At 63.3% G+C, this 22177-nt stretch carries 19 protein-coding genes; 12 read left to right on the top strand and 7 right to left on the bottom strand.

What is annotated here, in order from left to right:
- Positions 1 to 132 precede the first annotated feature (132 nt).
- Positions 133 to 1677, top strand: a complete 1545-nt coding sequence (locus FHW96_RS07345) for an FAD-binding domain-containing protein (protein WP_172339888.1) — start codon at positions 133 to 135, stop codon at positions 1675 to 1677.
- A gap of 10 nt (positions 1678 to 1687) precedes the next feature.
- On the opposite strand, the gene FHW96_RS07340 is transcribed toward FHW96_RS07345, so the two are convergent.
- The 5 genes from FHW96_RS07340 to FHW96_RS07320 all read right to left on the bottom strand — a co-directional run bounded on the left by FHW96_RS07340 (position 1688) and on the right by FHW96_RS07320 (position 6683).
- Positions 1688 to 2098: a DUF1801 domain-containing protein gene (locus FHW96_RS07340; RefSeq protein WP_172339887.1), complete on the bottom strand. Its 411-nt coding sequence runs from the start codon at positions 2096 to 2098 to the stop codon at positions 1688 to 1690.
- A gap of 334 nt (positions 2099 to 2432) precedes the next feature.
- Positions 2433 to 3950 carry a glucan biosynthesis protein gene (locus FHW96_RS07335; RefSeq protein WP_172339886.1) on the bottom strand — a complete coding sequence of 506 codons (1518 nt, stop codon included), beginning with the start codon at positions 3948 to 3950 and terminating at the stop codon, positions 2433 to 2435.
- Positions 3951 to 4095: 145 nt separating this feature from the next.
- Positions 4096 to 4944 (bottom strand): DUF1080 domain-containing protein, encoded by an 849-nt coding sequence (locus tag FHW96_RS07330; protein WP_216650815.1) that lies wholly within the window; start codon positions 4942 to 4944, stop codon positions 4096 to 4098.
- Positions 4941 to 5414, bottom strand: coding sequence for a heme-degrading domain-containing protein (locus tag FHW96_RS07325; protein WP_172339885.1), 474 nt, complete (start codon positions 5412 to 5414; stop codon positions 4941 to 4943). The genes FHW96_RS07330 and FHW96_RS07325 overlap by 4 nt, the downstream gene beginning before the upstream one ends.
- 18 nt (positions 5415 to 5432) lie before the next feature.
- Positions 5433 to 6683 (bottom strand): MFS transporter, encoded by a 1251-nt coding sequence (locus FHW96_RS07320; RefSeq protein WP_172339884.1) that lies wholly within the window; start codon positions 6681 to 6683, stop codon positions 5433 to 5435.
- 276 nt (positions 6684 to 6959) lie between these two features.
- Here FHW96_RS07320 and FHW96_RS07315 point away from each other — a divergent pair, with 276 nt between their 5' ends.
- The 6 genes from FHW96_RS07315 (at position 6960) to FHW96_RS07290 (ending at position 12537) form a co-directional block, all read left to right on the top strand.
- Positions 6960 to 9002: a PQQ-binding-like beta-propeller repeat protein gene (locus FHW96_RS07315; protein ID WP_216650814.1), complete on the top strand. Its 2043-nt coding sequence runs from the start codon at positions 6960 to 6962 to the stop codon at positions 9000 to 9002.
- Positions 9003 to 9014: 12 nt separating this feature from the next.
- Positions 9015 to 9803, top strand: a complete 789-nt coding sequence (locus tag FHW96_RS07310) for a Gfo/Idh/MocA family protein (protein ID WP_172339882.1) — start codon at positions 9015 to 9017, stop codon at positions 9801 to 9803.
- Entirely contained in the window at positions 9733 to 10062 is a 330-nt protein-coding gene (locus FHW96_RS07305; protein ID WP_172339881.1) for a hypothetical protein, read from the top strand. The genes FHW96_RS07310 and FHW96_RS07305 overlap by 71 nt, the downstream gene beginning before the upstream one ends.
- Positions 10059 to 10856, top strand: a complete 798-nt coding sequence (locus FHW96_RS07300) for a hypothetical protein (RefSeq protein WP_172339880.1) — start codon at positions 10059 to 10061, stop codon at positions 10854 to 10856. The genes FHW96_RS07305 and FHW96_RS07300 overlap by 4 nt, the downstream gene beginning before the upstream one ends.
- A gap of 71 nt (positions 10857 to 10927) precedes the next feature.
- On the top strand, positions 10928 to 11491 hold the full coding sequence (locus tag FHW96_RS07295) for a TetR/AcrR family transcriptional regulator (protein WP_172339879.1): 564 nt from the start codon (positions 10928 to 10930) through the stop codon (positions 11489 to 11491).
- Positions 11492 to 11610: 119 nt separating this feature from the next.
- Complete coding sequence (locus tag FHW96_RS07290; protein ID WP_253950799.1) at positions 11611 to 12537, top strand: magnesium transporter CorA family protein; 927 nt, start codon at positions 11611 to 11613, stop codon at positions 12535 to 12537.
- 51 nt (positions 12538 to 12588) lie between these two features.
- On the opposite strand, the gene FHW96_RS07285 is transcribed toward FHW96_RS07290, so the two are convergent.
- Positions 12589 to 14934 (bottom strand): TonB-dependent receptor, encoded by a 2346-nt coding sequence (locus tag FHW96_RS07285; protein WP_172339877.1) that lies wholly within the window; start codon positions 14932 to 14934, stop codon positions 12589 to 12591.
- A 264-nt stretch (positions 14935 to 15198) separates the two neighbouring features.
- Positions 15199 to 15732 carry a MarR family winged helix-turn-helix transcriptional regulator gene (locus FHW96_RS07280; RefSeq protein WP_172339876.1) on the bottom strand — a complete coding sequence of 178 codons (534 nt, stop codon included), beginning with the start codon at positions 15730 to 15732 and terminating at the stop codon, positions 15199 to 15201.
- Positions 15733 to 15907: 175 nt separating this feature from the next.
- Here FHW96_RS07280 and FHW96_RS07275 point away from each other — a divergent pair, with 175 nt between their 5' ends.
- The 5 genes from FHW96_RS07275 to FHW96_RS07255 all read left to right on the top strand — a co-directional run bounded on the left by FHW96_RS07275 (position 15908) and on the right by FHW96_RS07255 (position 22160).
- Positions 15908 to 17119 (top strand): cytochrome P450, encoded by a 1212-nt coding sequence (locus FHW96_RS07275; RefSeq protein WP_216650813.1) that lies wholly within the window; start codon positions 15908 to 15910, stop codon positions 17117 to 17119.
- Positions 17119 to 18417: an MFS transporter gene (locus FHW96_RS07270; RefSeq protein WP_172339875.1), complete on the top strand. Its 1299-nt coding sequence runs from the start codon at positions 17119 to 17121 to the stop codon at positions 18415 to 18417. Before FHW96_RS07275 ends, FHW96_RS07270 begins: the two co-directional genes overlap by 1 nt.
- 24 nt (positions 18418 to 18441) lie before the next feature.
- On the top strand, positions 18442 to 20160 hold the full coding sequence (gene dhaL / locus FHW96_RS07265; protein ID WP_172339874.1) for a dihydroxyacetone kinase subunit DhaL: 1719 nt from the start codon (positions 18442 to 18444) through the stop codon (positions 20158 to 20160).
- A 476-nt stretch (positions 20161 to 20636) separates the two neighbouring features.
- On the top strand, positions 20637 to 21206 hold the full coding sequence (locus FHW96_RS07260) for an RNA polymerase sigma factor (RefSeq protein WP_172339873.1): 570 nt from the start codon (positions 20637 to 20639) through the stop codon (positions 21204 to 21206).
- A 57-nt stretch (positions 21207 to 21263) separates the two neighbouring features.
- Positions 21264 to 22160 carry a FecR domain-containing protein gene (locus FHW96_RS07255; RefSeq protein WP_172339872.1) on the top strand — a complete coding sequence of 299 codons (897 nt, stop codon included), beginning with the start codon at positions 21264 to 21266 and terminating at the stop codon, positions 22158 to 22160.
- The last annotated feature ends 17 nt before the right edge of the window (positions 22161 to 22177 follow it).

Here is a 22177-nt window from a genome sequence, read left to right as displayed (position 1 = left end):
CGCGGCCCCATGAGGACAGGGTTTGGCCGCGCGCCTGCCCCAAGAGGCACCTTGCCGCGATGAAGGCTTTTGGGTGAAACAAAAGTGCATTGTTTGCCAAAACCGGCCAATGGTCACAGTCGGTGCGTCAAGATGATCAGCCGCCCCATCCCTCAAGTCGTATGGTTCAAGCGCGATCTGCGGTTGGAAGATCACGCTGCGCTGTATCAGGCAGCGCTGGCGGGGCCGGTGGTGGCGATAGTCATTGTCGAGCCTGCCTATTGGCAAGGGGCGGATACTTCGGCACGGCAATGGCGGTTTTGGCGAGCGTGCCTGGCCGATCTGGCCAAGGCGATCGCGCGGCGTGGTGGCCGCCTGTGCCTGCGCATTGGCGACGCCGTGGCCGAACTGGAAGCACTGCGCTGCGATATCGGCCTCTTTGCGCTGTGGGCGCATGAGGAAACCGGCAATGGTTTCACTTTTGCGCGGGATCGGGCTGTGCGCGCTTGGGCGCGGATGCAAGGTGTTCCCTTTGTGGAATGTCGCCAGTTTGGTGTGATCCGGGGGCGCGGTCTTAACCGGGATCATTGGTCCGTTGCCTGGGATGCGATGATGGAGCAACCCGTGCTGCCGATACCCCCGATTGTCTGGCAATCGGCGTCCGGTCATGATGTTTTGCCCGGCGCGGCGACGCTTGGGCTGGCGCCCGACGATGCGTGTGCCTCGGCGGCGGCAGGCCGCCACGCGGCACTGGCGACGCTGGAGAGTTTCCTTTTCCGGCGCGGTGAGCATTACACCCGCGCCATGTCCTCGCCGCTGAGCGCGCCTGACGCCTGTTCGCGATTGTCGTGGCATCTGGCCTATGGTTCCATTTCGATACGCGAAGTCTGGCATGCCACGCGCGAGCGCTACGCCGCCTTGCCGGATGAGGCGCATCACTGGCGGCAAGCTCTGCGCAGTTTCATGGCCCGGCTGCACTGGCATTGCCATTTCATTCAGAAACTTGAGAGCGAGCCGGAGGCCGAATTCAGGCCCTTTGCCCGACGTTATGAAGGGCTGCGCCGGACGGCTGATCCCTCGCGCCTCGGGGCATGGGCACAGGGGCGCACGGGTTATCCCTTTCTGGATGCGGCGATGCGCGCGTTGCAGGCTACCGGCTGGGCGACTTTTCGCATGCGCGCCATGCTGATGAGTTTTGCCGCCTATGATCTGTGGCAGCCATGGCAGGAGGCCGGGCTGGTGCTGGCGCGGGCCTTTATCGATTACGAACCGGGTATCCATTGGCCGCAATGCCAGATGCAGGCCGGCGAGACCGGTATCAACACGGTTCGGATCTATTCCCCCGTCAAACAGGGGCTCGATCAGGACCCGCAGGGCCAGTTCATCCGGGCGTGGATACCCGAACTCTCGCAAGTTCCCGGTGCGTGGCTGCATGCGCTCGACAGGATGGACCGCGATCAGCGGCGGGCCTTATGCCCTGAATATCCTCTGCCCATTGTCGACCATACCGCAGCGGCCCGCTCGGCCCATCAGGCCATTGCAGCCCTGCGCGGCACCCCTGAGGCGCGGGCAGAGGCGGATCGCGTGCAGCACCAGCATGGCAGCCGCAAACGATCCACCACACGCAAAAGAGAGGGGAAAACCGCGGCAGTTCGAGACAGGGGCAACGAAAGGGCGCAGATGCAATTGGATCTTTAGCAGTCTCTCTTCAACGCCCTCGGCCTGCCTGTCTGGCGATATTGAAGGCGATTGCGGCCTTGATCAGCGCATCGAAAGCCTTCTCATTCACCTGATCGCCTTCGCGCAGGTCGATGGCCCGCCGCGTGCCGCCGCCAAACCCCGCGTTGAACAGCCCCTCAGGATCATCCAGCGCCGCGCCATGCGCAAAGGTGAGTTTGACGTAGTTCTTATAAACCTCCCCGGTGCAAAGGATGCCCGCATGTTCCCATGTGGGCACGCCCAACGGATTGGAAGGTTTGGCCCATTTCACGCTTTCCACCACATCGGGATCGGCCCGATGGATCAGCATCCGCAAATGTGCCAAAGCCGAGCCTCTCCAATCGCCCAGATCGGCAAGTTTGGCATCGATCCGCTCTGATGGTGTTTCCTGATCTGCCATGGCGCCCCTCTGATCGCAGTTCGTTTACGGCTGGTTTTGGCTTTAACGGACTGTCCATACAACGGGGTAAATCGCTGCTCGTCCCAAAACCTGCAGGTCTGATCGGCCTGCTGCGCGATGGAGAGCCGCGCGCATGCATCCTTTGGCGCCTTTGTCCCTTTCCACAACAGGATGGCACAGCCAGAGGACAGGATAATGATACGAGACCGCCGCAAGGAAAATGTTCGTCGCAAGATCGAAGAGAACCAAAGCGCCGGAAAGCCGCCCGCGCCTTCCACAATGATGCGCGATCAGGCCAATCCCGGGCCGGACGCGGGGGGAGCAAATAATGGCTTCAGGCGGGCAGATCGGCCAAAGGCTCGATAACCGTTTCGGACAATGCCGCGCCCTTGTGTCTTAGGAAAAGGCGAAATTCGCTCTGCGCAAGGGCGGCCGGCCGTATATCGATTGTGACGCGCCAACGCCGCGCGGCGCCGACAACCGGATAGGCGGCCTGTGCCGTAATCGCGGCGGGAGGCAGGTTGGTTACGGCCTCAACCCCGCTCGACCGGTCCAGACCGGCCAGATTGTCCCCTTCGAAATCGAACACCAACTTGCGTGTATCCTGTCGCCCGATGGCGCCGGGAATGCCGCCCGCGCCGCTCCATTGATCGACAAGATGCGCGCGCGCCCCCGCCGAAGGATCGCGTGATATCCAGCGCAGCCGATAGCGCCATTCATGATATCCACCCCCTCGCATAGGCATGTCGCTGACCCAAAAGGCGGCGATATTATCAGTGGTTTCGGAACCGGTCGGAAATTCGTAGAGCATCACTGCGCCCGGTCCCCAGTTGCCGATGGGCTCTATCCAGAGACTGGGGCGGCGATCATAAAAGGCCCCGTCATCCTGATAATCGCTGAAACGGCGATCGCGCTGCAACAGGCCGAACCCGCGCGGATCGGAAAGGGCAAAGGCATTGGTACGAGGCGCGCGCGGGTTGCGCAGCGCCCGCCACAGATGCTCGCCATTGGCCGCAACGATGGCCAGACCGTCGGAATCGTGAATTTCGGGCCGCCAGTCGCTGGTGCGGGCGGGCGAATTCTGATCATACCAGAACATGCTTGAGGCGGGGGCTATGCCCAGCCGCCGGATATCGCGGCGCAGAGCAAAAACGGCCGTCACATCCTGAACCACCCCGCCCGGCGCGTTGGAGCTGTCGATCCGCATCGCGCCTGACAGGCTTGGCCCATCGATCAGCGCATGGATGAGCACGCGGGCATCACCCGGATTTTCGATCCAAAACTCGGTGAAACGTGGAAATTCCTCGCCATGGGCCAAAGCTGTGTCTACCGCGACCCCTCTTGCGGAAATGCCATATTGGTTTTGCGCCCCGGCGGTGCGAAAATAGGAAGCGCCCAGAAAGGACAGCCAATCGCCATCGCCGCGAGGATTGAGCACGCGCAGCCCCGCAGGAGCCGCCGAACCGCCATGGGCAAACATCCCTTTGCCCGAGAGCAGGCGGCGCGCCTGACCATCCTCGATAAAGTTCAGCCGTACCGGGATCGGCGCATCGCGGCTGACCGGCAGCAGGCGCACCGTTCCGTTCAGCGCCGTAGCGGGGCCGTAGGTCAGCTTGCCGGCGGCATCAAAGTCGATATCATGCGCGCCCGGTGCGGCAGCTTCGGCCTGATAGGGCCTGGCCGCCAGCGCCCGGGCATGCGCAACCAGCGCTTCCCATGAAAAGCTCTGAGGCGGACCAAAGCGGGCGGCACCAGCGCTTGCGGCGCGCGCCAGTGGCAAGAGCGAGAGGCCCGCAAGGCCGCCGCAAACGCCGCGGCGCGTAAAGGCGCTGGATGGGTTTCGCGTGCTCATGCGGCAAAATTCAAGCTTTCTCGCTGTACCGCAGATTTACGCGCTTGGAATGCATACAGGCCTCGGACATCTTACGGGGTGAGCGGCCCGATGGAGGCGATGAACCGTGCGCAGTCCAACCCTCCATCGGGGCCGCACGACGCCGTCAAAGCTCCTTGATGCGAATATTGCGCCAGCGGCACTGGGCGCCGCGACCCCAGCGCGAATCCTTGAAGATCGGATCGTTGTCATGCACCTCCAGCGCGATATGGCCGCGCGTACCCAGCAGGCCCAGAATGGCATCGGGATCGTAATCAGGCGCCTGCATCGTGGCGGTGTTCAGCTCGGCAATCTTCACGCCATTGACCCATGTGGTAATGACCGGCATCGCGCCCACCACGCGGATCTTCATCTTGTTCCATTCACCCCATTTCCACGCTTTCAGGAAATCCTGAACATCGGCGGCATAGGACAGGCGGGCGAGCTGTTCGGGCTGGAGGGGTTCCTGTGAATCTTCGGGCGTATCGGCCTGCATGCCAATAACATTCCCGGCATCATCACGCACAGCCTTGATCTTGAACGGCGCGGCCATAAACGAGGCCAGACCATTGCCGAAAAACCCGCCGATCCCGCCGCTTTCCCTGTGGTCGAGCAGGATCTGAAACCCGGTCCAGTCATCGCGCAGGCGGCGCACCATGATGCCGGTGTCGGCGGGCCAGTCGGGCCGCGCCTCCAGCACCAGTTCGAAATCGCCGAATGTGTCTTCGGTGATCAGATAGCCGCCATAGCCGCTGCCGGGAAATTCCTGTTCGCCAACGATATATCCATCCTCGACAAACCAATGGGCGGGATGTTTTTCCGGCTCGACGGGCAGGGGAATGCCGCGCTCGATCCACATGTCGGCCACGGTCGGCCCACCCGGATGGCGTCGGCCATAGATGCGGGGGATCGCCCGCCAGCCTTTCAACGTCTCTCCATCGAACAGCGGGCGAAAGCCCTCTTCATCACCCATCATGCTTCTCCCTTTTGCTTGTTCTGCAAGGCGCTCAGTGCATCGAGCACCATCCTGTGATCATCGAGCTGCGGCAGGCCGGACACAGCCACCACGCCCACCATGCCCGCGCCCGCCACCCGGATCGGCACCGCGCCTCCCGCCGCCGCATAGGTGGCATGGTCAAGGCCGAAGCGTTCGAACATGTTCTCGCCCGCGGCAAACTTCCGGTTCATCAGATAGCTGGACTTCTGATAGCGCCAGGCGATGGCCACCTTGCGCTTGATCCAGCCCAGATTGTCGGCCGTGGCGCCGGTCAGCAGCGCAGTGAACAAAGTGGTCGGACCGACCGAAATGTCGATGGCGATGGGCGCCTGACGGCCGGCCCCCGCATCGCGCAGGAAGCAGCCCAGCCACCACGCGTCATCATTGGAGAAGCGGGGCAAGACCAGATCGCTTTCGCACTGAATAAGCGTATCGAGATCAGCATCCATGGAAATAAGACCTTTCAATCATTTGACATGACGGATGGGCAGGATGGCAAGGGTGCCCCCGGCGGCAAACAGGGCGGCCGCGATAAAAACGGCCTCGTAATTGGAATGGCCCCCGCCGATGGCCAGAAACAGCGGCGCGATGGCCGGGGCCAGCGATTGCGGCAGGCTGCTGGCGATCTGGATGATGCCCATATCCTTGGCCGCACTGGCCCGGTCGGGCAGAACTGAGGCGCCCAGCGCCGTGGTCAGGGCATAGATCACGCTCTTGCCCGCCCCCAGCACGATCATGGCGGCGATAAAGGGTGTTAGCGATGTCGTCTGGCTGATAGCCAGCAGGCCGACGGTGGCCAGCAGGCCCGCGCCAAAAACCAGCGGCTTCATCCGCCCGGTCTTGTCCACCAGTACGCCCGCCAAGGGGGTAAGGATCGCCCCGATGATGGCCACGGACGAGGTGATCGTGAACATCGCGCCGGGCACCTGATGCGTGGCCAGACCTATCACATCCATCAGCAGAAAGACCTGATAGGTCTGGGCAAAGGAATTGCCGGTGGTCAAAAGAAAGCGGCAGGAGAAGGCGAGGCCAAAGTCGCGATCACGAAACGGATTAGCCCGAAAGGCCGAAAAGACCGTCGCCAGCGAAATGCCATCGGTGGAATGCGAAGGCGCATCGGGCAAAAAGCGCAGCACCAGCAAGACCGCCACCAGATAGGGCAGCCAGGGCACGATGAACATGGCCATGCTGTTCTGATGGGTAAACTGGGTGATGAATGTGCCCGAAACCAACGCAAAGACCGTGGTCAGCCCCAGAAAGGAGGACATGCGCCCGCGCTGTTCCAGCGGCACGTGATCGGGCAGAATGGCGCTGATGGCGGCCTGCGCGGCGTTCGATCCGGTCTGGCATATGATCCAGCCAAGGCCGAACAGCCAGATCGAGTCGCTGAGCGCCATAGTGATCAGGCCGGTCAGCAGAAACAGCGAACCCGCCACGATCCAGAATTTGCGCCGTCCGATCCGCGCCGTGGTGTGATCGGAAATCGCGCCCCAGATGGGCGCGGCCACCATCGCGAAAAGCGCCCCGACCGACATGATCGTGGCCAGATAGGCGCTCTTCTGATCCGGCGGGGCGATCTGGCCGATGCGCATGGCGATCGTGATCGTTACCGGGGTCAGGATCGCCAGCCAATGGGCATATTGGGTAAAGGTGTAAAGCGCCATGAAACCGCCGCTGACGGGACGTGGCATGGATGCGGATAGGGTCACGTCAGACATCGTTTTCCTCTCTGACCAATTCGGCATTTTCTCCCTTCGGCCTTCCAATTGCGCGGCCTTGCGGCGTCTGATTCGCATGGGGGCTTGATCAAAATGTGAATGATAAACAGTCATTTGATTGGAAGATTTGCCGAAATTTTGTTCTGGTCTTATTTTTTAATCTTGTTAAAAATATACAACAACAGCCGAGGGAGGAAGAGGATGAATGAGGGTGCCGGCAAAAAAATCTTGGGCCCGCAATGGAGGCGTAAGCATGTTTGCGGGGCTGCTCTTGCTGTGGCCCTGCTGGCGGGCGGCGCATCGGGCCAGGGGACGGGCGACTGGGCCTTCTATCATGGCAATCCGGCCGGTGATCACTATTCCGACCTGACACAGATCGACCCCGAAAACGTGGCCAAGCTGGCCCCGGCATGGCGGATCGATACCGGCGAGGGCGGGCTTCAAACCACGCCTCTGGTGATCGCGGGCGTGCTTTATGCGATGACGCCGAACCAGACGGTTCTGGCGATCGATGCCGCAACGGGTCGCGAATTGTGGCGGCGCGCCTTGCCCGATGCCAATCTCCAGCCGGTGCGGGGCCTGAGCTATTGGACCCAGGGGCGTGAGAAACGCCTGCTGGTCGGCGCGGGCAGCTATCTTCATGCGCTTGATCCGGAAACCGGGGCCGCGTTGGACGGCTTTGGCGATCATGGGCGGATCGACCTGCGCGCGGGGCTGGGCCGAGCGGCGGATCAGGTGGCAGTGGCACTGACCACGCCTGCCACGATCTGGCAGGATTTGGCCATCGTGGGCTTTCGCACCGCCGAAAGCGCCCCCGGCGCGCCCGGCGCGATCCGCGCCTATGATGTGCGCACGGGCCGCCTGCGCTGGACATTCCACACCATTCCCCGGCCCGGACAGGCAGGCTATGCCACATGGCCCAAGAAGGCATGGAAAACCGCAGGCGGCGCCAACAACTGGCAAGGCATGGTCGTGGATGAGGCGCGCGGGATCGTCTTTGCACCCACCGGATCGGCGGTCAGCGATTTTTACGGCGCGGACCGCAAGGGCAACAATCTCTATGCCAATTCACTGGTGGCGCTTGATGCGCGCACGGGGCGGCGGCTCTGGCATTTTCAACTGGTGCATCACGACATTCTCGACCGCGATCCGCCCAGCCCGCCTGTGCTGCTGACGGTGAAGCGGGACGGCCGCATGGTGGACGCGGTGGCGCAGGCGACCAAGCACGGCGTGCTGTTCCTGTTCGACCGGGTGACAGGCAAGCCCTTGTTTCCCATTGAGGAGAAGCACATCCCGCATAGTCTGGTGCCCGGCGAGGCCAGTTCGCCGACCCAGCCGATGCCGAGCCTGCCCGCGCCTTATTCGCGTCAGCGCCTGAGCGCAGACATGCTGACCAACCGCACGCCCGCCGCCCGTGACGAGGCCGCCAAGGCCTTCGCCTCCTTCATCAGCGACGGCCCCTTTGCCCCCATGGCGGTAGACAAGCGGACCATTGTGTTTCCCGGCTTCGACGGCGGGGCCGAATGGGGCGGACAGGCCATCGCGCGCGGGCGCGGCATCCTTTATATCAACGCCAATGACGTGGCCTGGACGGGTTCGTTGGCGAAAGTCTCGTCCAATCAGGGCGCTGCCACCTATCAGCAGAATTGCGCGGCCTGCCACGGACTGGACCGTAAGGGATCACCACCGAATTTCCCCTCGCTCGAAGGCGTGCCCAACCGGATGCTGGAAGGCGAAATCGCGGGCATCATCATGAAGGGCAAGGGGCGGATGCCCGGCTTTGCCCATCTGGCGCCTCAGATGGCGGGGTTGATGGATTATCTGCGCAACGGCGATGGGCGCAGGAATGAAATGGCCAGCGTCGGCAAGGCCGGTTCTGCGCGCTATATTTTCACCGGCTATCGCAAATTCCTTGATGCCGATGGCTATCCCGCCGTGGCCCCGCCATGGGGAACATTGAGCGCCATCGACATGAACAGCGGCGAATATCTATGGCGCGTGCCTTTCGGAGAATATCCGGCGCTTATGCAGGCCGGGCAGGCGCCCACCGGCACCGAGAATTACGGTGGCCCGATTGTCACGGCCAGCGGGCTGCTCTTCATCGGCGCAACGGTCTATGACCGGCAATTGCGCGCCTATGACGCGGCCAAGGGCAAGGTTTTGTGGCAGGCAACCTTGCCGCAGGCCGGGGTGGCTACGCCTATCACCTATATGGCCCATGGCCGCCAATTCGTGGTGATCGCCACCAGCAACGCGCGAAATCCCAAGATGCCCGCCGGGTCGGGCTATTCAGCCTTTGCGCTGCCCGAACAGCCTTGAAAGATGGATATCATGACACAAAGGTCAGAACACGACCGTCCGCTGGGCGTGGGGATTGTCGGATCGGGGCTGGTGACGCGCTCGATCCATCTGCCCGCGCTGGCCGCGCTGGCCGATGATTTCGCGGTGCGCGCGATCTGGGACCCTCATGCCGATCTGGCCGAGGCCACTGCGCGGACCTGCGGGGCCTGGGCCGCGCCGACCTATGAGGCCATGCTGGCCGATCCGGCCGTCGAGGCGGTGGTCATCGGCAGCCCGCCCGCGTTTCACGCCGCCCAGACTATCGCTGCGCTTCATGCGGGAAAAGCGATGGTGCTGGTGGAAAAGCCGCTCTGCGCCACGCTGGAGGAGGCCGAGGCGATTGCCCGCGCGGCAAGGGAAACCGGCGGAATGGTGGTGGTGGGCGCGATGCATCTGTTTGATCCCGCGTGGCGCTTCATGGCCCAACAGGTGAAGGCGCAGGACAGCCCGCCCTCGCTGATGCGCTCCTGTATCATCCTGCCGCCCAATGGCCGCTTTGACGACTGGGCCAGCGAGGTGATCCTGCCGATGCCTGCGCCCGGCCCGGCGCACCGAGGCGATGATGATGCATGGCGCGATCATGGGGCTGGCCATTCACGATCTGCCGCTGGTGCGCCGATTGCTGGTCGATGCTTCCGCGCCGGAAGTGCTGCATGCGGTTCGCCTTGCGCCCTTCGGCTATATGCTGACCCTGCGCGCAGGCGAGCAGATGGTGGATATGTTCGCCTTCATGCATGGCCACTGGCGCCCGGAATGGACGCTGAGCGCCACCGCGTCTGATTGGCAGGCCCATGCCGAATTCACGCCCTCTTTCGTCATGGCGGGTTCGGGGCAGGCCAGTTTCGCCACCCCGGCGCAAGTCATCAGCCAGCCCCCGCTGGCCGAGAATGGCTATGCCGGGGAATGGCGGGCAATCGCCGCGATGATGCGAGGCGAAGCACCCCCGCCTGACCTGGACGAGATCGTGCAGGATTTCACCTTCGCCTTGGCCATTGCCGAACAGGCATCGACCATGATCGAGGAAGGAGCGGGGCAATGACGTCCGTGAAACTGGAATGCGATGGGATGGCGGGCGTTTGGGAGCGGGCTTTGGCCGCTTCGCTGCCTGCTTCGGTGCAATGGGCGGAGCGGGATGGCGATGTCGTGCTGATCGGCCGCCAGGATGGCTGGGCCGCGCGGTTGCGGGCGCGGATGGAGGCTGGGCAGCGGCGCTTTATCGTGATCGATCCGCAAGTCGGCGCTGCGGGGCAATTGAGCGATACCATTGCCATGGCGGAGAGGATCGGCGCGCATATTGTCTTGTGCGAAACCCATGCCGACAATCCCGCCGTGGCGCCCTTTCGTGTCGGGCTGAACGGAACCTATGCGGCCGCGACCATCACGGGGCAGGGCGAGGCGCCGATGGGTGATCTGGTGCTTCAGCAATTGCGACTGGCGCGGGCGGCAGGCTTTGCGCCTGATGCGGTGCTGCACGCCGCCGCCGATGCCCGGCGCGCGTTGGCCACGGTGCAGGCGCATTATGGCGAAGATAGCGCCTTGCTGCGTCTGACGGCGGTGTATAGCCGGGCGGGCGAGGCTCACCATCGGCTGATGCTGCATGGCCGGACGGAAAGCGCAAGTTTGCACCTGTGGAGCGACCCGTTGGCGCGGCCCGGCCAAGCCTTTCACATCTGCGAGCAGCAGACCACCGAGCAGCCGACGATCTATGAAAGCGCCCACCGCGCCGCGCTGCGTCGCTTGTCGGCAGCATCCGATCCGGTGCCGGCCGGTGCGGTCCTGCGGCAATGGGATCACGATGCTTGTCTTGCCATGGTCATCGCGGGGGCGGGGTGACTACGGAAAGGGCCGCACAGGGGGATCTGGCCTCATCGCGGCGGGGAAGGTCAAAGCGCGTCGGCCCAGTCATGGTCGGCGCTTCTCCCAAAGGCGCGGCGCGGCGGGAGGAAATCCTGAACGGCCTGACGGAGAAGATTGCCCGGCAAGAATTGCGCAACCCGTCCCTGCGCGAGATCGGGCGGGCGCTGAACATCGAGCCGGCGCATATCCTCTATTATTTCAACAGCCGTGAGGATCTGCTGCAAAGCGTCATTATGCGCTGGGACGAGGATGCGCGGGCGGCGGTGCATCCCGATATCGTCACGCTGGACAAGTTTGCCGAACAGTTGCGGCGCAACATCGCGATTCCCGGCGTGGTTCATCTCTATCTCAACTTTGCCGCCGAAGCGGTCGATCCGCGCCATCCGGCCCATGAATTCTTCAGGCTGCGTTTCGACAAGGTGGCCGTCAATCTGGCACAGCGGATCCGCGAAGAGCAGGCCGGCGGCACAATAAGAGCCGGCGTCAATCCCGAATCCAGCGCCCGGCAATTGATTGCCATCGCCGACGGACTGCAATTACAATCGCTTGTCAACGCCAATATCAATTCGGTGAAGGATATGTTCGACGCCATTGCCTCCTTGCGGGTCTAGTTCGGGCTGCTCCAACACTGTCTGGGCCAACACTGTTGCGATGCGTGAAGCCTTGGGGCAGTTGGAGCATTGTTTTCGCAAAGCAATGTCAGGATGAAAGCGCCCCGATGAAGACCATCATGAGCGAAGCGGTTGAAGGCATTGGCGGCGTATGGATCGACTTGTGCGAGCCGGATGAGGGCGAATGCCGCGAGATCCATGACCGCTATGGCATCCGCGTGCCAACGCTGGAAGCCTTGCAGGAGATCGAAAGCTCGAGCCGGTTGCGCCTTCATGATGATATGCTGAATATGAGCGCGCCTTTGATGGCGCCTTCGGATGGCGAGCGATGGGTGATGGCGCCTGCCGGTTTTGTGCTGACGCGCGATGTGCTGGTCACCACCCATTTTGCCCATATCAAGGCCTTTGACACCGTGGCCGAAGCGTTGAAATCGCATCCTGAGCCGACCCCGGCAGGCGTTCTGGTCCGGCTGCTGGAGGAGCTGGTCGACCGCGCGGCCGATCAGCTTGAGCATGTCTCGGAAATGATCGCCTCGGTCTCGCGGACCATCTTCTATACCGACCTTGATGCGCGGGGCGTCAGCCGGGAAACCGCGATCCTGCGCCATTCGATCATCAAGCTGGGCCGGGCCTATGATCGGGCCTCTCGTGTGCGTTATATGTTTTTGAGCATCGGCCGCATGGCCTCTTTCATGGCGGACCGCTACAAGGATCATCTCGATGACGGCCTTGTTACCCGGCTTCAGGCAGCGATCCATGACATCGCCTCGCTCGACGAATTCGAGGCCAGCCTGTCGGCCCGGACCCAGTTCCTTCAGGACGCGGCCAACAGCCTGATCAGCATCGAGCAGAACGATGTGGTCAAGGTGTTGACCGTTGCCTCGGTGGTGGGGATTCCGCCGGTGCTGGTTGTCGGGATCTATGGCATGAATTTTCACAACATGCCCGAATTGTCCTGGCCCTGGGGCTATCCCATGGCTCTTGCCCTGTGTCTGGTGACGACGCTGATCCCCTATATGTGGTTCAAATGGCGCAAGTGGCTCTAGGGATGGTTTGGGCCGGGCAGGCGGGAGTGGCCCCCGCCCGCCCGGCCATGGTCAGAAGCTGCGGCGCAGGCTGATCTTCCATTCGCGCGGCATGGCGGGCTGGCCCACCACGATGCCGATCGGATAGCGGATCTTATTGAGATAATAGAACTTGTCGAACATGTTCGTCAGGGTGAAGGCAAGCTGCCAGTCGCGATTGGCATCCTCAAAGGCGATGCGGGCGTTGGCCAGAACATAGCCATCGACCTTGGCCAGCGGATTGTTGTCGATGTTCGAGAAGAAGGCGGATTGGTAATTCACGTCGAAGCGCGGCGTGACGGTGCCCGCCTTGCCCAGCGCGAAGGCATATTGGATGCCGCCGCCCAGCTTCCATTCCGGCGCATAGGGGGCCCGGTTGTTGGTGGTGATGCCAACGATGGTGGCCCCGGCCGCGCCGATCCGGGTCAGCTTGAAATCCAGCCAGCTGGCCGAAGCATCGATGGTCAGGCCCGCGATGGGGCGCGCGGTCACTTCCACTTCCACGCCCTTCATATCCGCATCGCCCGCGTTGACCGGCGTGGCGTTGGTCACGCTGTTGGCCGTGGGCGAGACATTGGTGAAGACGATGTCATGGTATTTGTTGAAGAAGGCCGACAGGTTGATCCGCAATGCGCGGTCGAACAGGTCGGTCTTGGCGCCGATTTCCCATGCGTCGAGCGTTTCGGGCTTGAAGGAAACCGCCTGTTCGGGCGCAAAGGGGCGCGGGTTGACGCCGCCGCCCTTATAGCCGGTCGAGAACTGGGCATAGGTCATCACCGCCTTGGACCAGCGATATTCGGCATTGGCGCGATAATCCCAGCGGGTCGCGGCAAATTGGCCGGTCACGCCGTTGATCGCGCCTGCCACCGTATAGGCCGGTTGCGACACGTCATAGGGATTGAGGCGGCCGTAAGTATAGGTCTTGCGATCATCGGTATAGCGGATGCCGCCGGTCAGCGTCAGCGCATCGGTCAGCTTGTACGATGCATGGGCAAAACCGGAAATGCTGCGCGCGGGGATGCGGTCCTGCGTGACATAGAAGTTTTGCGCGGCGGTGCCCGGCGCGATGAAGGTGACGCCGCCAAACCGGCTGGTGGCCTTGTAATAAAAGCCGCCCACGGTCCAGTCGAGACGATTGTCCAGCGAGGAACCGTTGAGGCGGATTTCCTGTGTGAACTGCTCATGATTATAGATGTAATTGGCCGAATTGGTCGAATAGGGCGTCAGATCGAGGTCGGAACCATAGCTGCCCTTGTAGCGCTGATACGCCGAGATCAGCTTGAGCGAGAGCCCATCGCCAAGTTTATAGTCGATCGTGCCATAGATCTCGCGCCCGCTCACCTTGCTGACCGGGTCGATATAGGACGCGCCATGGCTGCCCTTGGCATCGGTGAAGGGCAGGTTCAGATAGGTGGCGTAATTGGTATAGGAATTGGGCGCGGTGATGAACTGGGCCGGATTGGTGCCGGTCGGCATCGAGAGCGAGGTGGTCAGCGAGAGCAGTTTGCTCGCGCCGATCTCGGAATGGTCCTCGGTGGCCATAGCCACCAGATTGGCCTCCAGCCGGTCCGAGGCCAGCCAGCGCAGCGCCACGCGGCCGGCCTGCATATTCTTGCCGCCCTCGGTGCCCAGTTTGCAGCCCGCATTGGTCGTGGCCGCCGGGACCCCGCTCGACGGGTTGAGGCAGCCATAGTCAAGCCGCGTCAGATAGCCGTCGTTCATCTTGGACACGCCCGAAACGCGCAGGAAGAGCTGATCGGGCACCAGCGCGAAATCGGCGCTGCCCTTCAACTCGATGCGGTTGAATGCGCCATAACCGGCCTCGATATAGCCATGCCCGCTGCCGGTGGGCTTGGCCGAATAGAGCTTGACCGCGCCGCCGATGGAATTCTTGCCCGCCAGCGTGCCCTGCGGCCCGCGCAGGATCTCCACCCGGTCAAGGTCGAGCAGGTCGAAGATTGAACCCAGCATCGTGCCGTGAAACACGTCATCCACATACATGCCCACGCCCGGTTCAAAGGCAAAGCTGCTGTCATATTGGCCGATGCCGCGGATATAAACCTGCGCCGCCGGGCCAAAGGCCGAGCCGCCGGGGCGGATGTTCACATTGGGCGCAAAACCCGCGACATCCAGCACGCTGCCCAGATTGCGCTGCTGGATGTCGCTGGAATCCATGGCGGTGATGGCCAGCGGCGTGTCCTGCAACCGCTGCGAACGGAATTGCGCGGTCACGACGATTTCTCCGGGCGAGACCGGAGCGGCGGACGCATCCTGCTCGGCCAGAGCGGGCGCGCTCCATCCGGCGGCGGCGAGCATGACAAGGCTGCTGCACGCCAGAATACGGGCGCGTGGCGGAGTGGAATGGCGGTTGCCAGGCATCTGAATTCTCCCATGTATTTGTGTTGTCTGGCCCCTGCGCGCCGAATTTTGCGGGCGCAGAGGGGCGTTGCCGGTCGCCTGTCGGGGCGCCGGGCATTAAGTGTGTCGTGGTTGAGGAGCGCAGGGCCGATGCGGGCGCGCGCCCGCATCGCCGGTCCCGTTTCGGTCGCTTAGGTCTGGTCTTCGGTCATATCCGGACATCCCCTTTGGCGTCGCTCTGTTGGCGATCTGATGGATGTCTTTTGGTTTATCTAGCAACCAATGTCAACGCGCTCGATCAAGCGGATCAGCAAGGCCGCGTTCCACATCAAGCGGGTCAATGCCATTGGCCAGTTCCAGATTGCTGAACATCCGCGCCAGATAGCCCAGCACGATGGTCTTTTCATTGGGCGAAAAACCGTCAAGCAGCATGGACTCGCGCGCCAGTGCGACCGAGACGATACGGTCGTGCAGCGCATAGCCTTCCTCGGTCAGAGCAATCGGGCGCGACCTCTTGGCCTCGCCGATGCTGACCAAGCCGCGCCCTTCGAGGATTTGCATGGATCGGCTGGTAATAGACTTATTCATAACAAGAATTTCGGAAATCTCAGCCGCCGTCAGCGAGCCTGCATGGGCCACCACGGTGATGATTCGCGCCTCGTTGATGCCGATGCCGAAATGTTTGAGATAGATGCGCGATTGCCAGCGCTCCATGCCATTGGCCAGAACGACGAGATAATGCGGAACATAGAGATGGCGGTCGATCACCTTGCGCGCAGAAGAGGCGGCGCGCGGAGCGGGTTGGGCTTGGTCGGTCATGCCTCTTTTTGCGCGTTTCTTGCGCAGAGTACAAGCGGGACCAGTGCCTGTGGATTGACACGCCTTGGTTGCCATGTAAACTAATGGACGAGAGGAATGCCAAAGCGCGGCAAAAATCGCGCACCGCGTTCTGCCCGATCCGCACGGCCATATCATCATCTGAATCAGGACCGCCATGACAGACGCTCCCACCACCGGCGCCCTTTGCGCGCCCACGCTCGATTTCGACCTTTTTTCGCCCGAAGTAATGGCCGACCCCGACCATTACGATACGCTGATTCGCGAAACCGCCCCTGCGGTGTATCTCTCGCGCCATAATGTCTGGGCGGTGGGGCGCCAAGCCGATGTCCATGCCGTGTTTTCCGACTGGCAGACCTTTTCCTCGGCCTCCGGGACGGGGTTCACCAATATCAAGCAGCAGGAAAATTGGCGCCGGCCCAGCCTGATTCTTGAAAACGATCCGCCTCAGCATGGCAAATATCGCCGGATCATGAACCGCATCCTTTCGCCCGCGGTGCTGCGCCGCCTGCGCGAGGATTTCGTCAACACTGCCGAGCGGATCGTTGATGCCGCGCTGGAAAAGGGCGAGGTTGATCTGGCCGTCGATCTGGCCGAGGCGTTTCCCTTTGCCGCCTTGCCCGATGCGGTTGGGTTTCGCAAAGAGGACCGGCGCAACCTGCTCATCTATTCCGAGCTGAATTTCAACGCGATGGGCGAAAAGAACGAGCTTTACCGCGCCGCGCTGGCCCGTGCCGAACCGATTATGAATTGGGTGGTCGAGAATTGCCGCCGCGAGGCTGTGGCGCCCGATACGCTGGGCGCAGCGATCTTTGCCGCCGCCGATGATGGCGAAATCACCGAGGAGGAAGCGGGCCTGCTGGTGCGCATCTTCATTTCGGCGGGCATGGACACGACCATCAACGGCATCGGCCTGACCTTGCAGGCTTTGGCCCAATTCCCCGATGCATGGGCGCGGCTGCGCGCGGATCCCTCGCTGGCGCGCGCGGCATTCGACGAAGGGCTGCGCTATCAGGCGCCAAGCCCCTATATCGGGCGCACCACCACGCGCCAAACGGAGATTGGCGGCGTGCGCATCGGGGCCGAGCAAAAAGTCATCCTCTTCATCGCGGCCGCCAACCGCGACCCGCGCCAGTGGGAGCAGCCCGACATGTTTCAGATCGACCGCAAGACCTCGGGCCATCTGGCCTTCGGCTTTGGCATTCACGCCTGCGTGGGCCAGATGATGGCGCGCCTAGAGGCCGATGTGCTGATCCAGACCATCGCGCGCAAGGTGGCCCGCATCGAAATCACCGGCGAGCCGACATGGCAACGGATCAACTGGCTGCGCGGTCTTGCGGGCCTGCCCGTCCGGCTGGAGCGCGCCTGATGCCTGAGTCAGAATCTGCCTATCCGCCCCCGTTGCGGGCATGGCTGGTGATCGCCTTGCTGTTGCTGGCCTATACGGTGGCCTTTGTCGATCGCCAGATCTTGAGCCTGATGGTCCAGCCGATCCGCGCCGATCTGGGGCTCGACGATACCGCGATCAGCTTGCTGCACGGGTTCGCCTTTGCCATTTTCTACACGTTTCTGGGCCTGTTTCTAGGCCGCCGCGCTGATCAGGGCAGCCGCAAGGCGCTGATGGTGGGGGGCATGGTGCTGTGGTGTCTGGCCACGGTCGCCTGCGGTTTCGCGAAGAATTTCACGCAGCTTTTCATTGCCCGCATCTTCGTCGGGGTGGGCGAGGCCACTCTCTCGCCCGCCGCCTACTCACTGATTTCAGACAGTTTTGCCCCTGCAAAACGCGGACGGGCGATGAGCGTCTATACGATGGGCGTCTTTGTCGGCTCGGGTCTGGCGCTGGTGCTGGGCGGCATGGCGGTGACGGCCACATCGGGCCACGCCTTGATCAATATGCCGCTGGCCGGGCTGGTGCGGCCATGGCAGGCCGCCTTTATGGTCGTGGGCCTGCCTGGCCTGCTGGTGGCCGCGCTGATGCTGCTGTTGCGCGAACCGCCGCGCAGGGAGCGCGCGGGGCAGACCATGCCCAGTCTTGCGCAGACCCTTGCCTTTTTCCGTGCGCGGGCTGCCACCATCGGCTGCATCGTGGTGGGCTTTGGCGTCAATTCGATCATCAGCTATGGCCTCTCGGCCTGGGTGCCCTCGCTGTTCATCCGGGTGCATCACTGGGCGGCTGCCGATATTGCGCTGGCTTATGGGCTGGTGCTGTTGACGGCGGGCTGCGGCGGTATCTTGACCGGTGGCTGGCTGGCGGACCGGATGACAGCGGCGGGCCACGCGGATGGACCATTGCGCGTCTCGCTGTTGGGCATGTTGGCGGTCATTCCGGTGGTACCCTTTGTCGGGCTGGGGGCTACGCCTGCGGTGTCGCTGGCGGCGCTGGCATGGACCAGCTTCTTTCTGGGCGTGCCCACCGGCATCGCGCCCGCTGCACTGCACGCCATCACCCCAAACGAATACCGGGGGCAGGTGACGGCGCTTTATCTCTTTGCCATCAACCTGATCGGTCTGGGCTTTGGCCCAACGCTTGTGGCGCTGACCACCGATCATCTGTTTGTCGCCGATCTGGCCGTGGGGCGCTCGCTGGCGCTGGTTACGGGCATTGCCTCGGTGCTGGCCTTTGCGCTGATTGCATCGGCCCGGCGCGGATATGGCAAGGCTGTTTAAAACTGTTCCGTGAGAGGAAATGCCATGAAAAAACTGATCAATGATCCGGCTCATGTTGTCGACGAGATGATCGAGGGGCTGGTTCTGGCCGATGCGCGACTGCTGCGTCTGGCGGGCGAGACGGTGGTGATCCGGGCGGATTACGTGGCGCTACGCGATGCGGGCCGGGTGGCCATCGTGTCAGGCGGCGGATCGGGGCATGAGCCTGCCCATGCCGGTTATGTGGGCGAGGGTATGCTGACCGCCGCTGTCGCCGGGCCGGTGTTCACCTCGCCCAGCGTCGACGCGGTACTGGAGACAATCCTGACTGTCGGCGGGGCTGCAGGCGTGTTGCTGATCGTCAAGAATTACACTGGCGACCGGCTGAACTTCGGCCTTGCCGCCGAGATCGCCCGCACGCGCGGCGTACCGGTGGAGATGGTCGTGGTAGGCGATGATGTGGCCCTTGGCGATGGCAATGCGGCGGTGGGGCGCCGGGGCATCGCGGGCGCGATCTTCGTCCACAAGATCGCCGGTGCGGCGGCGCAGGCCGGGCTCCCGCTGGCGCAGGTGCTGGTCGAAGCGCAGGCGGCGGCAGACAATGTCTTTTCGATGGGGCTTGCGCTCAGCCCCTGCGTGGTGCCTGCCGCCGGGCGCGCGGGTTTTGAACTGGGCGAGGATGAGGTCGAATTCGGCCTTGGCATCCATGGCGAGAGCGGCGTGCGGCGCGCGACCATTGGTCCGGTCGATGCCATGCTGGAGCCCGCGCTGGAGGCGATCCTGCGCCATGGCAGGCTGCTGCCGGGCGAGGAGGTGGCGCTGATGGTCAACGGGCTGGGCGGTACGCCCGCGCTTGAACTGGCCATCGCCGCGCGCTTTGCCCTGCGCGAACTGGCGGGGCAGGGAATTAGCGTGCGCAGCGTCCATTGCGGCACGTTTCTGAGCGCGCTGGAAATGGCGGGTTGTTCGCTCTCGCTGATGCGGCTCGATGCCATGCGGTTGCAGCGCCTGCTGGCCCCTAGCGCGGCCTCGGCATGGAGCGCGCCGACCATTCCGGGCACGATGGCCGAAGTAGCCCCGCCCGATCATCGAGCGGAGGAAACAGTGAGCGGCCCGACATGGGCCGACGCAGCGCAGCAGGCCGGTTTCGGCGTGGGCATTCGCGCCGTGATCGCGGCTCTGCGCCATGCCGAGCCGGAATTGACGCGATTGGACAGCGCGGTGGGCGACGGCGATCTGGGCATCAGTCTGGCGCGCGGGGCCGACAGTGTGGAGCGGGCCTTCGACACGCTCGATCTGGCGCGGCCCGCCCGCGCGCTGGCGCAGGTTTCGGCTCTGCTGCGCCGCTCGGTGGGAGGCACTTCGGGGCCGCTCTATGCGATGTTCGTGCTGCGCGCGGCGCTGGCCATGGCGCAGGAGGAGGATGCGAGCGCCCCCGACGCATGGGCGCGGGCGATGTCGGCGGGCTGCGATGGGATGATGGAACTGGGCGGGGCTGTGCCGGGGGATCGCACGATGCTCGACGCGCTTGTGCCCGCCGTGCAGGCTCTTGCGCATGGCGCGGGCGATGCGCGCGCGCGGATGAATGCGGCGCATGGCGCGGCGCTGGCAGGGGCCGAGGCAACGCGCGCCATGGCTCCGCGCCGCGGCCGCTCCAGCTATCTGGGAGATCGCACGCTGGGCCATCCCGATCCGGGGGCGGTTGCGGTGGCGGTCTGGCTGGGCGCGCTTGCGGCGGCTTTGAAGGAAGGCGGGGCTGGTTGAGTTCAACCCTGAGCGGTTCCTGCTGAACCGTCGGCATCCGGGTAGAGGCCGAGATAGCGACTGATCAATCTGGTCTGATGCTCCCATTGTCCATCCTTGGTCTTGCGGGCGGTATCGCGCCGCTCCGCCGGAAGTCGGTCAAAGTCGGTTTCCGTGATCCGCGGAAGGGTGTCCTTGGCGGCCTCACAAAGTTCGAAGCGGACGAGCGTGGCCGGTTCGGTCGCATAATCGCGCGTCTTATCACTGGCGAAGGAGTGGAGCGCAGCGCCAGCCGGTCGAACAGATCGCGCCGGCCACGGAATTCGACGATCTCCAAAGGATGCGACGCGCCTTTGGGCGCGCCTTTGGCCAGCCCCCGCAGGCCATGCGCCGTATCGCACAGGCGCTCTGAGGCGGGTAGTTCGATCGCATTGTCGCGGAAATGACATGACCGGCTCTTATCGGAGCGGCGTGTTTCGTTCCTGGCAAGAGTGATCGTGTCCGTCGTTCGCCCCATAGACCGCTGGTTCATCAACGAGGTGCTGCCGCATGAACGCGCGCTGCTGGCCATGGCTGTGCGGCTGTGCGGCAATGGGGAGGATGCGCGCGATCTGGTGCAGGATGTGTTCGCCCGGATGCTGGCCACCGAGGGCTGGGCGGCGATCACCAACACGCGGGCCTTTATGTTGCGGACGGCGCGCAATCTGGCCATCGAGCGGATGCGCCGGTCCAAAATCATCGATTTTCGCCAGATTGCCGACGCCGAGCACATGGAACTGGCCGAGGATGCGCCCGATCCGCATCAGATCGCCGAAGGGCGCGAGGCGATGAGCGATTTCCAGCAGGCGCTGAGCCAGTTGCCGGAGCGGTGTCGCACGGTCTTTGTCCGCCGCCGTATCGAGGAGCAATCCCCGCGCCAGATCGCCGCCGATCTGAACCTGAGCCTTTCGACGCTGGAAAAGCGGCTTGCGAGGGCCATCGAACTGATCACTCGCGCGCTGGAGCCGAGGCGGCGAGCCGATTATGATCAGGCCGAAGAGGCGGGCGAAAGTGCTATGGTCGAATAATTTTCGTCCATCCTTTGCAAACTTGGCGGTTTTTCTTCGCCCGCTCGTCTAGCTGCCATGAGCCTGACCGAAAGAACCCCGATGACGCCGGAAGCAGCAGCTGCGCAATGGGTCGCCCGGTTCGCTCTCGACACGATGGATGATGCGGAATTCGAGGTGTGGCGCAGCGCCGACCCGGCCCATGCCATTGCCTTTAACCGGGCGATGGCGGCCTATGAAGCCTTTGAAGGGCAGGGCAATCTTGCATCTGTCCCCTCGTCGCGCCGTGGTTTTATGCGGGCGGCGGGTGGCGGGGCTTTTGTCATGGCGCTGGGTGCAGGTGGGCTGGCCACGCGCGCCTATGCGTGGAGCAGCGCATCGGCGCCTATTGGCGGGCATCGAAAATTGGGCCTGCCCGATGGCAGCATCGCCGCGATCAACACCGATTCCTGCCTTGCATGGCGCTTTTCCGAGAATGAGCGCACGCTCTGGGTGGAGCGGGGCGAGGTGGCCATCGACCTGTGCCCCGGCGCGCGCGCGATCCTGCATGGGCGCGATCAGCAGGTGGCGCTCTTGCCCGGCCGCTTTAATGCGCGGCTGCGCGGCGATACGCTTGACCTGCTGGTCCTGCGCGGACAGGCGCGGGCGGGCAGGCAGCCTGTTAAGGCGTTCCAGAGCCTGCTCCTTTCGCCTGACCGGCCACCCCTGCGGCGCCTGTCCGCCGCTCAGGTAGAAGCGGTCATCGCATGGCAACAGGGCGAAATCCTGTTCGACGAGGCCACGCTCGGTCTTGCGGTTGAGGAATATAACCGGTTCCTGACGCGCAAGATCATCATTGTCGATCCCGAATTGGCCACGATCCCGGTAGGCGGGCGTTTCACCTCCAACGATCCGGCGGCCTTTCTCGATGCGGTGTCGATGGGGCTGGGCATCCATGTTTCGGTCTCGGAAAAGGCCTATTTGCTGACGCGATAAATTTTTTGCTGTGACTT

Origin of the sequence: Novosphingobium sp. SG751A (assembly GCF_013149295.1) — a bacterium.
In the GTDB taxonomy this organism is placed as follows: Bacteria; Pseudomonadota; Alphaproteobacteria; order Sphingomonadales; family Sphingomonadaceae; genus Novosphingobium.
The sequence above is the reverse complement of the archived record's forward strand: the minus strand, read 5'-3'. Positions and strand labels throughout refer to the sequence as shown.

Coding starts and splice junctions, on each gene's coding strand:
- FHW96_RS07345 (WP_172339888.1), top strand. CDS start 133: ATGATCAGCCGCCCCATCCCTCAAGTCGTATGGTTCAAGCGCGATCTG.
- FHW96_RS07340 (WP_172339887.1), bottom strand. CDS start 2,098: ATGGCAGATCAGGAAACACCATCAGAGCGGATCGATGCCAAACTTGCC.
- FHW96_RS07335 (WP_172339886.1), bottom strand. CDS start 3,950: ATGAGCACGCGAAACCCATCCAGCGCCTTTACGCGCCGCGGCGTTTGC.
- FHW96_RS07330 (WP_216650815.1), bottom strand. CDS start 4,944: ATGATGGGTGATGAAGAGGGCTTTCGCCCGCTGTTCGATGGAGAGACG.
- FHW96_RS07325 (WP_172339885.1), bottom strand. CDS start 5,414: ATGGATGCTGATCTCGATACGCTTATTCAGTGCGAAAGCGATCTGGTC.
- FHW96_RS07320 (WP_172339884.1), bottom strand. CDS start 6,683: ATGTCTGACGTGACCCTATCCGCATCCATGCCACGTCCCGTCAGCGGC.
- FHW96_RS07310 (WP_172339882.1), top strand. CDS start 9,015: ATGACACAAAGGTCAGAACACGACCGTCCGCTGGGCGTGGGGATTGTC.
- FHW96_RS07305 (WP_172339881.1), top strand. CDS start 9,733: ATGGTGGATATGTTCGCCTTCATGCATGGCCACTGGCGCCCGGAATGG.
- FHW96_RS07300 (WP_172339880.1), top strand. CDS start 10,059: ATGACGTCCGTGAAACTGGAATGCGATGGGATGGCGGGCGTTTGGGAG.
- FHW96_RS07295 (WP_172339879.1), top strand. CDS start 10,928: ATGGTCGGCGCTTCTCCCAAAGGCGCGGCGCGGCGGGAGGAAATCCTG.
- FHW96_RS07290 (WP_253950799.1), top strand. CDS start 11,611: ATGAGCGAAGCGGTTGAAGGCATTGGCGGCGTATGGATCGACTTGTGC.
- FHW96_RS07285 (WP_172339877.1), bottom strand. CDS start 14,934: ATGCCTGGCAACCGCCATTCCACTCCGCCACGCGCCCGTATTCTGGCG.
- FHW96_RS07280 (WP_172339876.1), bottom strand. CDS start 15,732: ATGACCGACCAAGCCCAACCCGCTCCGCGCGCCGCCTCTTCTGCGCGC.
- FHW96_RS07275 (WP_216650813.1), top strand. CDS start 15,908: ATGACAGACGCTCCCACCACCGGCGCCCTTTGCGCGCCCACGCTCGAT.
- FHW96_RS07270 (WP_172339875.1), top strand. CDS start 17,119: ATGCCTGAGTCAGAATCTGCCTATCCGCCCCCGTTGCGGGCATGGCTG.
- dhaL (WP_172339874.1), top strand. CDS start 18,442: ATGAAAAAACTGATCAATGATCCGGCTCATGTTGTCGACGAGATGATC.
- FHW96_RS07255 (WP_172339872.1), top strand. CDS start 21,264: ATGAGCCTGACCGAAAGAACCCCGATGACGCCGGAAGCAGCAGCTGCG.